Below are 12781 nucleotides of genomic sequence, written 5' to 3' on the forward strand. Positions count from 1 at the left end.
GTCCTCCTATGTTTCGATTGCCTTCGGGCGCGCCGGTGAATCCGGCCCGCTCGTTCAATCGACGTCCGCGCCATCAAGGCGCTTCCTCATGGCAGCGTTGATGCGTTGCCGTGTCTTCGCGTAGTCGGCCCACGGGTCTTGCGGCAGCCCCGCGAGCCGCTCGTGCAGATTGGCGACCGTCCACTGGTCACCGCTCTTCGTATCGGCCATCTCACCCCACGCGAGCGGCACCGATACGCCGAGCCCCGGTCGCGCCCTCGCGGAAAACGCCGCCACCGTGCTCGAGCCGCGGTTGTTGCGCAGGTAGTCGACGAAGATCTTGCGCTTGCGGTTCTGTGGGCCCATTTTCGCGGCAAAGTGGTCAGGCAGCGTGGCCGCCATATGCTGGGCCACCGCCTGGGAAAACGCCTTCACCTCGTCCCAGCCCGCGTGTTTCGTCAGGGGCACGACGACGTGCAACCCCTTGCCGCCGCTCGTCTTGCAAAACGACACGAGCCCGAGCTCCTCGAGCAGCGTGCGGGTCAACTGGGCGGCTTCGATCATCTTGTCCCAGCCGAGTGCCGGGTCGGGATCGAGATCGAACACCATGCGGTCGGGTTTCTCGATGTTCGAGGCGAGTGCGTTCCAGGTGTGCAGCTCGACCGTGCCCATCTGCGCCGCGCCGATCAGCGCCTTGAGCGTATCGATCGTGATCAGCGGCGGATGGCCGCGGTCGAGACCCGGATGTTGCGTGACGTTAGGGATCGACAGCTTCTGGCTGTGCTTCTGGAAAAACAGCTCGCCGCCAATGTCCTCGGGAGCCCTTACCAGCGAGACCGGGCGGTCTTTCAGATGTGGCAGCAGCCAGTCCGCAACCGATTCGTAGTACTGCACGAGATCGATTTTTCGTGTGCCGGTGCGCTTGTCGATGATGCGCTCGGGATGCGATATTTTCACGCCGGCCACGGACGATGACGCCGAGCTCGACGCACTTTCCGTCTTGCGGCGCGCACGGGGCTTCGCTTGTGATTCCGTTGCAGGTTCAGCCGGGTTCGGTTGCACTTCGGCTCCTTCGCGCGGCGTTTCCCTGACGATCTGCCGCGCCGGTTTATCGCGTCGCAAGCTGATGAACGATGCCTGGCGCACGATCTGCTCGTCGGTCCACTCCGCGAAATTGCATTCGCAGACAAGCTCCGGTTTGACCCAGTGAACCGGCGTGCGGCTACGCTCGCGCGGCGCGGCGGCGAACGGCATGCGCGAGGCCTCCAGCCGGTCCAGCGCCTTCTTCACCGCGCGCAAGAGGGTCGCGTCAAAACCGGTGCCGACGCGGCCGGCATATTGCAGTTTGCCTTTGCCGTCATACACGCCGAGCAGCAACGCGCCAAAAGCCGCGCGGCTGCCGGCCGGCTCGCTATAGCCGCCGATCACGAATTCCTGACGCCGGCGGCATTTGAGCTTGATCCACGTGGAGCTGCGGCCCGCAGCGTAATGGCTATCGCGCCGCTTGCCGATGATGCCTTCGAGGGCCATGTCGCAGGCGCTCTTCAGGAGCTCGTCGGCGCTAAAGGCGAAGTCTTCCGAAAAGCGCAGGACGCTGTCGTCCACGCCTTCCAGCAGCGCATGCAGGATCGCGCGGCGCTGCATCAGCGGTACACCGCGCAGGTCATAGCCGTTTAGAAACGCGATGTCGAACAGGTAAATGACAATGTCTTGTGGCCGGTTCGCATCGAACGCGTTTTGCAAAGCCTGAAAGTTCGGCACACCCTTTGGATCCAGCACGACCGCCTCGCCATCGAGCCATCCGCTCTCGATCTGCAGTTGCGCGAGCGCCCCGACCTGTTTGCCGAAGCGCGCCGTCCAGTCGTTCCCGGCGCGCGTGTAGACACGTACCGGGTGTTTCGCAGCGCGATGATCGATGCGCATCAGCGTCCGGTAGCCGTCGAACTTGATTTCATACGACCATTCGTCACCTGCCGGTGCGGCGTCGATCAGCGTCGCCAGTTGCGGTTTGAGGGTGGCGGGCAACCGGGCCTTTGCGGCCCCCTTGATCGCCGACGAGTCGGCCCGCGGGCGCGCGCTCGAATGCGCGGAGGTCTTGCGTGTGCGGGACGCGGTGGGTTCGTTGAACCGATTGTTAGGCCCACCGCCAAGCACACTGCCCGGCTGCTCGGCCAGCACATCGAAGTCGGCCTCGCTGCGCGCCGCTTTGTCACGTTCCTTGATAAGCAACCACTGCTCCTTGTCGCCGCTGCCGCGCATATGGCTGCGCACCAGCGTCCAGCCACCGTGCAGCTTGTCGCCCATCAGCGTGAACTTGAGCTTGCCCGCCGCATACGCCTCACGCGCATGGGCCACCCCGCCGGCCGGCTCCCAGGTGCCGCGATCCCAGACGATGACCGACCCCGCCCCGTAGTGGCCGGGCGGAATCTCGCCCTCGAAGGAGCCATATTCAAGCGGATGATCTTCGACATGCACGGCAAGCCGCTTCACCGACGGATCCAGACTCGGCCCCTTAGGCACCGCCCACGATTTCAGCGTGCCGTCGAGTTCAAGCCGGAAGTCGTAGTGCAGGCGGCGGGCATCGTGTTCCTGGATCACGTAGGACAAGGCGTGCGCAGACTTGCGGGATGCAGCCTTGGCGCCTGCCTTACGCGCATGCTTGCCTGACGGTTCGGGCGTCTCGTCGAAGCGGCGCTTGCGATGATAGGGATCGAGCCGGCCGGTCATGGGAGTAGTTTGAAAGCGCCCTTACGCAGCGCTGCGTTTGCTGCGAGGCGCGGAATTCTTGTTCGAGGCGGCCGAACGCGCGCCGACGCTGCTCGCCCGTCGCGTCGTGCCGGTCCTGCGACGTGACGGTGACGCGGGCTCTTCTGCTTCATCATCGTCCTGCGCTGCGCGGGACCGCCCGGCCGCTTTGCCCTTGCCGCGCCCAAGGCTGCGCTTGAGCAGATCGGACAGATCCAGAATCTCGGCGGACTTGCGCGACTCACGTGGCGTTTCGACGTCGGTGATCTCTTCGGTCTTGCCCGCACGGACCTTGCGCTCGACGAGCGCCAAGATGTCGTCGCGGAAGGTGTCGTGATAGGCCGATGGGTCCCAGCTATCGCTCATGTCGTCGATCAGCTTTTTCGCCATGTCGAGCTCGCGCGCGGTGAGGCCAGCCTTCTTCGAATCTTCGGACGGCAGCTTCAATTCGCCGAAATCGCGCACCTCGTCGGCCCAGCGCAGCGTGTTGAGCGCGAGGACCGGGCCGACCGGAATCAGTGCGGCGAGATGCTGCTTGTTGTGCAAGACGACGTTCGCGATGCCGATCTTGCCCGACGCCTTCAGCGCCTCGCGCAGCAAGGCGTAGACCTTCTCGCCCTTGCGGTCCGGCGCAAGGAAATACGGCGTGTCGAGGTAGAGAAACGAAATTTCCGGCGCCTCGACGAACGCGAGGATATCGACGGTCTGGGTGGATTCGGGGTTCGCCGAGCGGATCTCGTCGTCGGATAGCACGACGTATTTGTCCTTCTCGTACTCGAAGCCGCGCACGATGTTCTCGCGCGTGACTTCCTTGCCGGTCCGCTTGTTGATCTGCCGGTAGCCGATCGGATCGATCGAGCGCTTGTCGAGCAGGTTGAAGCCGACTTTTTCCGATTGGGTAGCCGGATACAGTTGCACCGGGACATGCACGAGGCCGAAGCTGATCGCGCCTTTCCAGATCATGTGTGACATCGTGCGCTCCCAAAGGCCGGAACCTTCGGTCAAGCAGCAAGCGTGCCACCGGTGCGCAGGCTGCGGCGCGCGGCGCGGGGCCGCTGACACGCGCCGCGCGCTCTGTAACTCTTGCGCCGCTTCGGCAAAAGCTACGGCCAGTGCTACGACAAAGCGACGCTAGCTCAGCTCGCAGGGCACCGCAGCATAGCCCCGAAAACGCACCCTGCCGCCGCGCGTCGGCGCGCCGCTCAAGCGGTACGCCGGGAAACGTCGCACAAAGCGCCCGATTGCGATGCGCGCCTCGAGACGCGCGAGCGATAACCCGGCGCACTGGTGAATGCCGAAGCCGAAGGCAAGATGGCGATTCGGTTCGCGGCGGATGTCGAAACGCTCGGGATCGGCGAACTGCTCCGGGTCGCGGTTTGCCGCGCCGATACACAGCGTCACCGGTGTGCCGCGTGCGACCGCGACGCCGCCAATCTCGGTGTCCACAGTCGCCATCCGGTTGCCGAGCTGATTCGAGCTTTCGAAGCGCAGGCATTCTTCGACCGCGCTCTCGATCAGTCCGGGCTCCTGACGCAAGGCCTCGCGTGCGTCGGGCCACTCACTGAGCGTGACGAGTCCATTGCCGATCAGGTTGGTGGTGGTCTCATGGCCCGCGTTGAGAATGAAGATGCAGTTTTGCAGCAGTTCAGCTTCCGAGAGCCGCTCGCCCTCCACTTCGCCCTCGATCAGCCGTGTCAGCACGTCGTGCTGCGGGTCGCCGGGCGCACGCCGGCGGCGCGCTACCAGATCCTGCAGATACTCGATGAATTCGCTCACTGCGCGGTTGCCGCGTTCGAGTTGCGTCTCAGTGAGCGCCGGCTCGAGCGCACCGAGAATCGCCAGCGACCAGTCGCGTAAAGGCGCGCGCTCGGCATGCGGCACGCCCAGCAGATTGCCGATGATTTCAAGCGGAATTGCTGCCGCGAACTCGCCGATCAGATCGAGATGTCCCTGAACGGCAGCGCGCTCCAGCAAGCCATCCACCAGCCGGATCAGATCGGGCTCCATCGCCGCAATCGCCCGCGCCGTCAACGCGCCCGCAATCAGCTTGCGCACCCGCGTGTGCAGCGGCGGATCGTTGAATACCAGGCTCGTCGTGTGGTGCGCATAGAGCGGCGACGCCCCGTATTTCGGCTTGAATTCGACGGTCTTGTCTGAGCTAAAGGTCTTGGGATCGCGGTAGACCGCTTGCACGTCCTTGTAGCGTGTCAGGAATAGCGAGCCGTCCGGCATGCGCTTGACCGGCTCATGCGTGCGCAGCGCCTGGTAGACCGGATAGGGGTCGGCATAGAAGGCGGGCGTCAGATGCTGCAGATTGAAGTCGCGGGCGATGATCTGTGCGTCATCGCCAGGCACAGGCGCGATCATAGGGTGTCTCCGGTCACAGGGTGTCTCCGTGGTGGTTGTGCTTCTCGGGCCTGACGCCTGGCGTGGCCGCCCTCTCCGCGCCTTGCGTGCCGGCCCAGACAGAGCGCCACCGCGCTACGTAGCCGGCAGCAGCATCGAAGGCTTCAGTATGGCCTCGCGGCGCCGCGGACGCAGCACGCCGACCCGTTACAATAGCGGGATTTTCCGCGCGCGCCGCGCGCTCTTTCCTGCGTCGACATGAACCTCGTCATCCAAAGCCCCGCGCCCCTGTCCGCCGACCACCATAAGACGCTCCTCGCGCTTGCGCGCGGCTCGCACGCCGCCGTCATCGACGCCCACGCGATCCGCATCGCCGACGCGAACCCCGGCCAGCGCGCCGATCTGGAGGTCTACTGCGGCACGCATGCGCTGGATTTTGCGTTTGTCGAGCCTGACCGGCAGTTGCGCGACTTCGGGCTGGCCGCGATGGATATGGATTCGACGCTGATTACGATCGAATGCATCGACGAAATCGCCGATTTTTGCGGCTTGAAAGCCGAAGTCGCGGCCATCACCGAAGCGTCGATGCGCGGCGAAATCAAGGATTTCAACGAAAGCCTCACCCGCCGCGTGGCGCTGCTCAAGGGTCTCGACGCGAGTGCGCTGAAGCGCGTGTACGAGGAGCGGCTGCGCCTGTCGCCGGGGGCCGAACAGATGCTGGCCGGTGCGAAAGCGGCGGGCCTGAAAACCTTGCTCGTCTCCGGCGGGTTCACGTTCTTCACCGAGAAACTGAAAGCTCGCCTCGGTCTCGATTTCACGCGCGCCAATACGCTCGAAATTGTCGACGGCAAGCTGACGGGCCAGGTGACGGGCGAGATTGTGAATGCAGAGGTCAAGGCGCGCACGCTGCGCGAGACCTGCGCCCAACTCGGTATCGCGCCGAGCCGGGCAATCGCGATGGGCGATGGCTCGAACGATCTGAAAATGATGGCCGAAGCGGGGCTATCGGTGGCGTTTCGGGCGAAGCCAGTGGTGCGCGAAGCGGCGAGTGTCGCGTTCAATCATGTGGGACTGGATGGGTTGTTGCGGTTGTTCTGAGCTGCCTATGCCCCTCGCACCGAGGGGCAATCAACGAGACACAGCATCATCCGAGACCAGCATGCTTAGCCATGCTCAATAATAATTGCGATGCAGATGACGACAGTCATCACTGCGCACAACACACACGTCCCGTAACCACACCAGGCCATAACGCGGTCGACGTTTTTCTGTGACTCTACAAAACGAAGTAGATCAAACATGTGATCCTCCCATTGGAACCAGAATTTTATCCTATTTACGATAAATTTTTCCACACTAGGTGAACATGCATTGCCGTGTATGCAACGGCGATGAGGCCAGTCATGCAGATCGAAATGGGGACTATTCCGAGAGGCGGGGAAGTGACTCCAGGTTGCACGCGCTTCGAGCGCGATTGCGCAATCAACCCTTCGCTGTGAGCCTTCGTCGTCGCAGTCATAACGATAATGGAGCAAGCAAATGCACTCACGCAAAACAAGGCAATGCAGAGTTCCGGCACAGGCATCGCGCCTCTTGCCTCTAGCGCAGTGACGGCCTCGTAGGTCGCGGAAGCAGAAAGCGCCATCGCCGACCATAGCAACTGACCGTCCTTGACCGACTCGACAATCAACTGCCTCGCAGCATCGTAGCCATGAGCGACTGCCGCGAGCGCTATGGTAAAAACCGGTCCGACGATCGGCGCGGCGAGATTCAGCGGTAACCAGAAAAAGAGATCCATTGAAGTTCGATGTGTAGAGGCTGTGCGAAAGCCCGATTCGCTCCATCGTAACGACAACGTTTAGCCAAGACTATTCGGCCGATTGGACAACGCGACTACTCGCGCAAGGTTCGCCACAGAAACAAAAAAGCCCACCGGGGCCGTATCCCGATGGGCTTCTCCCAACCATCCAGCACCGCCAACGCGCGAAGGCGCAAACCTCGTCAGGCCAAGGTGCCCAGACTGTTCTCCATATCCGCCCGCAGATCGGCCTCTTCCTCGAGCCCGATATAGAAGCGCACCAGCGTACCGCGATGCGGCCACTGCGCCGCCGTGCGCATCGACGCGATGTCGTACGGCATCACTAGGCTATGCGCCCCGCCCCAGCTCCAGCCGATCGAAAACAATTCGAGCGACTCGCAGAACGTATCGATTTGCGCGGGTGTGTAGCGGCCATCGAACACCACCGAAAACAACCCACCTGCCCCCGTGAAGTCACGTTCATAGAACTCGTGTCCCGGGCAATCGGGCAACGCCGGATGCAGCACGGCCGCGATCTCCGGGCGCGTCTTCAGCCATTTAGCAAGCGCCAGCGCGCTGCGGTCGTGCTGCTCGAAGCGCACCTGCATGCTCGGCAGGCTGCGCAGAATCAACGAGCAGTCGTCCGATGAGACGCCGATGCCCATGCGCATGCGCGCAGACTTCAGCTTCAGATGGAGCTCTCGGTCCACGGTAATGGTCGCACCCATCAGCACATCGCCGCCGCCGGACTGGTATTTGGTCAGCGCCTGCACCGAGATATCGACGCCGTGCTCGAACGGGCGAAACGCAAGCCCGGCGGACCAGGTGTTGTCAATCGCGGTGATCACGTTACGGGCACGCGCCGCCGCGGTGATCGCCGCCACATCGGGCACCTCCATGGTCACCGAACCCGGCGCTTCGAGCCAGATCAGACGGGTATTCGGCTGGATCAGCTCGGCAATCCCAGCGCCGATCATCGGATCGTAATACCGCGCGGTGATACCGAAATCGCGCGCCAGCCAATCGCCGTGATCGCGGTTCGGCGAATAGACGTTGTCCGGAATCAGGACATCATCGCCCGCTTTGACAAGACCAAAGTAGACATTGGAAATCGAGGACAGCCCCGACGGCTGCAGCAGCGCATGATTGCCGCCTTCGAGAGCCGCGAGCCGCTGGGCCAGTACGAGCGAGGTAGGCGTGGCATGCAAACCGTAGCGCCACTGACCGTCGTTGCGCCAGTCGAGCGCACGCATCGTCGCAAGATCGGGGAACACCACGGTCGAGGCGCGCGCCACCGGCACCGCGAACGATTCGAAGCCCGGCGTGAGCTGGTCTTCAGCGCGCACGATGCGGGTCTGCAGGCCGCGCGGGGGTTTGGATTGGGTCATAGTGATTTCGCGTAAAGCCAAAACAGAACGGATAGCGTGCGCTGCGGTGCAGCGCTTACTCGCCAATCGAGAGGTTGCTCACCCCATTCACCGTATGCGCGCCGCTCGCAGCGGGCGCCGCCGCGCCGCTCGCAGCGGGCGCCGCCGCGCCGCTTGCCGGCGGCCGTGCTGCTGCCGCAGCCGGAACCGGTTGGCCGGCCGCCAGCGGACGCAAGTCGAACGGTTGCGGATCGGAGTCGTCGACGTTCATGCGGTCGCCCGCCAGCGAACCGTCTGCCGCAAACTTGCCGACCCAGTTGCCGGTGATATGAGTGCCGTCGTTCGACTCCTCGACTTCGAGGGTGTCACCGTCGCGGTCGCCTGCGATCAGGATCACTTCACCCGTATCGGTGTACTGATATTCACCATGTACACCCGACGGATCGTCGGTCTTCGCTCCGAGCCGCAGCACGATCTGACGCGTGCCCAACGTGCCGGCATAGCGCGGAAACTTCGCAAATTCCGGGCTCGGCTTGAGCGGCAACCGGATCGGCGGCGGCGCGGCCAGTTCCTTGACCGCATCGCTTTGCGCCCACACCTGCGTGGGCATCAAGCTGCCCGCACCGGCCAGCAGCAGCACCGCCGCTGCACCGGGGATCCAGCCGCGCCAGCGCGCGGCGCTCTTAATCGCTTTCGATTCCAGCATCCGTTCCTTCCTGTTGCATGAAGCGAGGCGCTACCCGCCCCGCGTCAGATCCGCTCGAAGATCGCCGCGATGCCCTGGCCGCCGCCAATGCACATCGTCACGAGCGCATACCGCCCGCCGATGCGCTCCAGCTCGTACAGCGCCTTCACGGTGATCAATGCGCCGGTCGCACCGATCGGATGGCCGAGCGAAATGCCGGAGCCGTTCGGATTGACCTTCGCGGGATCGAGCCCGAGTTCCTTGCTGACCGCACACGCCTGCGCGGCAAATGCTTCATTGGCTTCGATGACGTCGAGGTCGGCGACCGTCAGGCCGGCGCGCTCCAGCACCTTGCGGGTGGCCGGCACCGGACCGATACCCATGTAGGCCGGGTCGACGCCAGCGTGCGCGTACGCCACGAGGCGCGCCAACGGCTTCACGCCGCGCTGTTCGGCGACGCTGCGCTCCATCAGCACGACCGCGGCGGCCGCGTCGTTGATACCGGACGCGTTACCGGCCGTCACCGAGCCGTTTTCCTTCGCGAACACCGGCTTCAACTTCGAAAAGTCCTCCGCCGATGCGTTCAGGCGGACGTGCTCGTCCTGCTCGAACACGACGTCACCCTTCTTCGACGCAATCGTGATCGGCAGAATCTGTTCCTTGAAATAGCCGCTCGTGATGGCGTGGGCCGCGCGGCGGTGCGACTCGAGCGCAAGCGCGTCCTGCGCCTCACGGCTAATGCCGAATTTCTGCGCGACGTTCTCAGCCGTCACGCCCATGTGGATGCCCTGGAAGGGGTCGTTGAGGGCGCCGAGCATCATGTCGACGAGACGCGCATCGCCCATGCGCTGACCGAAGCGCGCAGCAGGCATGATGTACGGTGCACGGCTCATGTTCTCCGCACCGCCGCCAATGGCAATATCCGCATCGCCGAGCAGCACGCTCTGCGCAGCGGAGACGATTGCCTGCAGACCTGAACCGCACAGGCGGTTCACCGTCAGCGCGGGTGCGTGCTGCGCAACGCCGCCGTTGAGGGCCGCCACCCGGGCCAGATACATGTCCTTCGGTTCGGTGTGGACTACGTTGCCGAATACCACATGGCCGACTTCGTCACCCGACACCTTGGCGCGCGACAACACCTCGCGCACCACGCGCGCGCCAAGGTCGGTCGGCGAGAAGTCCTTGAGGCTGCCACCAAAGTCGCCAATGGCCGTACGTACTCCGCTAACCACCACTACGTCTCGTTGCATTGCTCGCTCCTCTACTCTCTGATAGTGATTCTCGCCTGCCAGGGTGCGTACCAACGCTCGCTGGCTACCTTGTTCATTATCGTCGGGCCGTCCCGGACAGGCCATGGGGTTTAGTCAAGCGCGGCGTCTAATCCCCTGCTGCCAGCGCCTTCTCGACCGCCGTATGATGCGGAATCGGCGCCACCGCCCCGAAGCCTTGCGTGGACAGTGCCGCCGCCATATTGGCGTAACGTGCCGCGGCAAACGGATCATCACCCGCGACGATCCGCGCGATAAATGCGCCGCCGAAGCAATCGCCGGCGCCGGTCGCATCCACGGCATTCACGACGTGCCCAGGAACCAGACGCCGCTCCTCCGGCGTGGCCACATAGGCGCCCTGCTTGCCGAGCTTGAGCGCCACGACCCGCGGCCCGAGCGCCAGCAGGAAGTCTACGATTTCATCGCGGCCCGTGAGTCCCGTCAAGACCGTGACGTCATCCCAGCTTGGAAGACAGATATCCGTGTAACGGATCGCTTCGACCATCACCGCGCGCGCTCTCGCGAGCGGCCAGAGTTTCAGGCGCAGATTGGTGTCGAAGCTGATGCGCACGCCGTTTGCGCGTGCATGGCCGATCGCGGCGAGCGCTGCGTCGCAGGCGCTCACGCTAATCGCGAGGCTAATACCGGACAGATGCAGCACCTGCGCAGCCGCCAGCGCGTCGAGCGGCAAATCATGCGGTGCATAGCGGCTCGCCGCCGAACCCGCCCGCAGATAGTCGAACTGGTGGCCGTCCGGGCCGTGCGAGACGAAATACACGCCGGTGGGCGCGTGCGCGTCGATCTTGATCATCGACGTATCCACCGACTCACATTGCCACAGATCGAGCAGCAGGCGGCCGAAATGATCGTCGCCGACCGCCGACACAAACCCCGCCGTCGCACCCTGCCGGGCAGCCGCAACACAGAAGTTCGAGGTGTCGCCGCCGAACCCCTGCAAGTAGTTCGGCTGGTCCTTCGACGACTGGTTGAATTCAACCATCGCCTCGCCGAGTGCGAGGATTGCCGGGCTCGCCGCCGTGGCCATGGCTTACACCTCGCCCCACAGGTCGTGGCCGTCCGCGCCGGTGATTTTCACCGAGACGAAATCGCCGACCTTGTAGCGCTTCGAGGCCTTGGTGGTGGGCGCGATATACACAACGCCGTCGATCTCCGGCGCGTCCGCGGCCGTGCGGCCGATGCCGCCGTCGGCATTGATCTCGTCGACCAGCACCTTCAGCGTCTTGCCGACCTTGCGCGCGATGCGCTTGGCCGATACTTCCTCGGCCACTTCCATGAAACGCGCGCGGCGCTCTTCACGCACTTCGTCGGACAAGGCGCCGTCGAGTTCGTTGGCGGTGGCGCCTTCAACCGGCGAGTAGGCGAAGCAGCCAACGCGATCGAGTTCCGCTTCGCGGATGAAGTCGAGCAGCGTCTGGAACTGCTCTTCGGTCTCACCAGGGAAGCCAGCGATAAACGTGCTGCGGATCGTCAGGTCCGGGCACATCTCGCGCCATGCGCGCACGCGCTCCAGCACCTTCTCGGCGTTGGCCGGGCGCTTCATGCGCTTCAGCACTTCCGGATGGGCGTGCTGAAACGGCACGTCGAGGTACGGCAGCACGTGGCCCTTGAACGGACCTTCGGCCATCATTGGAATCACTTCGTCGACGCTCGGGTACGGATAGACGTAATGCAGACGCACCCACGCGCCGTACTGCGCGGCCAGTTCGCCGAGCGCGCCGACGAGATCGGTCATGCGGGTCTTGATCGGCTTGCCGTTCCAGAAACCGGTGCGGTACTTCACGTCCACGCCGTAGGCGCTGGTGTCCTGCGATATCACCAGCAGTTCCTTCACGCCGGACTTGAAGAGGTTTTCCGCTTCGAGCATCACTTCGGCGACCGGACGTGACACGAGGTCGCCGCGCATCGACGGGATGATGCAGAACGTGCAGCGATGGTTACAACCTTCGGAAATCTTCAGATACGCGTAGTGACGCGGCGTGAGCTTCACGCCCGCTGCCGGCACCAGATCGACAAACGGATCGTGCGGCTTCGGCAGATGGCTGTGGACCGCCTGCATCACTTCGCCCAAGGCGTGCGGGCCGGTCACGGCCAGCACCTTAGGATGGACTTCTTCGATCAGGCCGGTGCCGCTTGCGCTCTTCTTCGCGCCGAGACAACCGGTGACGATCACCTTGCCGTTTTCGGTGAGCGCCTCGCCGATGGCGTCGAGGCTTTCCTGCACGGCTTCGTCGATGAACCCGCAGGTATTGACGACCACCAGGTCGGCGCCGTCATACGTGCCGGAGATCTCGTAGCCTTCGGCGCGCAGTTGGGTGATGATCTGCTCGGAGTCGACCAAGGCTTTCGGGCACCCGAGGCTGACGAAGCCAACCTTCGGAGCTGCATTGGTGGGCGAAATGGGGGAGGAAGCTTGCGACATAGGGGCGGTCCGGCGGATGGAGGTAAACGTAACCTCGCATTGTACCCCGTGGCAGGCGCCGCACACCCGCGCCCGGCGAAGGCGGGTCAACCCAGCGGGCTGTTGTTGCAGCAGCGTCGCCAGCCCGACTCTGCACCGGACAGCGCATGCCGG

Annotated in this window: 10 protein-coding genes; 1 reads left to right on the forward strand and 9 read right to left on the reverse strand. The window is 63.9% G+C overall.

The annotated features are described in order from the left end of the window. Positions 1–54 precede the first annotated feature (54 nt). The 3 genes from ligD to BLQ92_RS09860 form a co-directional block, all read right to left on the reverse strand. Positions 55–2706 (reverse strand): DNA ligase D, encoded by a 2652-nt coding sequence (gene ligD, locus BLQ92_RS09850; protein ID WP_090683823.1) that lies wholly within the window; start codon positions 2704–2706, stop codon positions 55–57. A gap of 21 nt (positions 2707–2727) precedes the next feature. Beyond that, entirely contained in the window at positions 2728–3696 is a 969-nt protein-coding gene (gene ku / locus BLQ92_RS09855; protein ID WP_090683824.1) for a non-homologous end joining protein Ku, read from the reverse strand. Between the two features lie 159 nt (positions 3697–3855). Then, positions 3856–5091 (reverse strand): cytochrome P450, encoded by a 1236-nt coding sequence (locus BLQ92_RS09860; RefSeq protein ID WP_090683826.1) that lies wholly within the window; start codon positions 5089–5091, stop codon positions 3856–3858. A 237-nt stretch (positions 5092–5328) separates the two neighbouring features. On the opposite strand from BLQ92_RS09860, the gene serB reads away from it, so the two are divergent. Further along, entirely contained in the window at positions 5329–6168 is an 840-nt protein-coding gene (gene serB / locus BLQ92_RS09865) for a phosphoserine phosphatase SerB (RefSeq protein WP_090683828.1), read from the forward strand. 238 nt (positions 6169–6406) lie between these two features. Here the strand turns inward: serB and BLQ92_RS09870 are convergent, their stop codons facing one another. From BLQ92_RS09870 to rimO, 6 genes are all read right to left on the reverse strand, one after another. Beyond that, positions 6407–6868 (reverse strand): hypothetical protein, encoded by a 462-nt coding sequence (locus tag BLQ92_RS09870; protein ID WP_090683829.1) that lies wholly within the window; start codon positions 6866–6868, stop codon positions 6407–6409. 203 nt (positions 6869–7071) lie between these two features. Then, entirely contained in the window at positions 7072–8256 is a 1185-nt protein-coding gene (locus BLQ92_RS09875; protein WP_090683831.1) for a cystathionine beta-lyase, read from the reverse strand. 55 nt (positions 8257–8311) lie between these two features. Continuing rightward, entirely contained in the window at positions 8312–8941 is a 630-nt protein-coding gene (locus BLQ92_RS09880; protein ID WP_090683833.1) for a hypothetical protein, read from the reverse strand. A gap of 44 nt (positions 8942–8985) precedes the next feature. After that, positions 8986–10170, reverse strand: a complete 1185-nt coding sequence (bktB, locus tag BLQ92_RS09885; RefSeq protein WP_090683835.1) for a beta-ketothiolase BktB — start codon at positions 10168–10170, stop codon at positions 8986–8988. A gap of 127 nt (positions 10171–10297) precedes the next feature. After that, complete coding sequence (locus BLQ92_RS09890; RefSeq protein WP_090683836.1) at positions 10298–11233, reverse strand: sugar kinase; 936 nt, start codon at positions 11231–11233, stop codon at positions 10298–10300. Positions 11234–11236: 3 nt separating this feature from the next. Next, positions 11237–12628 (reverse strand): 30S ribosomal protein S12 methylthiotransferase RimO, encoded by a 1392-nt coding sequence (rimO, locus tag BLQ92_RS09895; protein WP_090683838.1) that lies wholly within the window; start codon positions 12626–12628, stop codon positions 11237–11239. Positions 12629–12781: the final 153 nt, after the last annotated feature.

The organism is Paraburkholderia phenazinium (assembly GCF_900100735.1).
In the GTDB taxonomy this organism is placed as follows: domain Bacteria; phylum Pseudomonadota; class Gammaproteobacteria; order Burkholderiales; family Burkholderiaceae; genus Paraburkholderia; species Paraburkholderia phenazinia.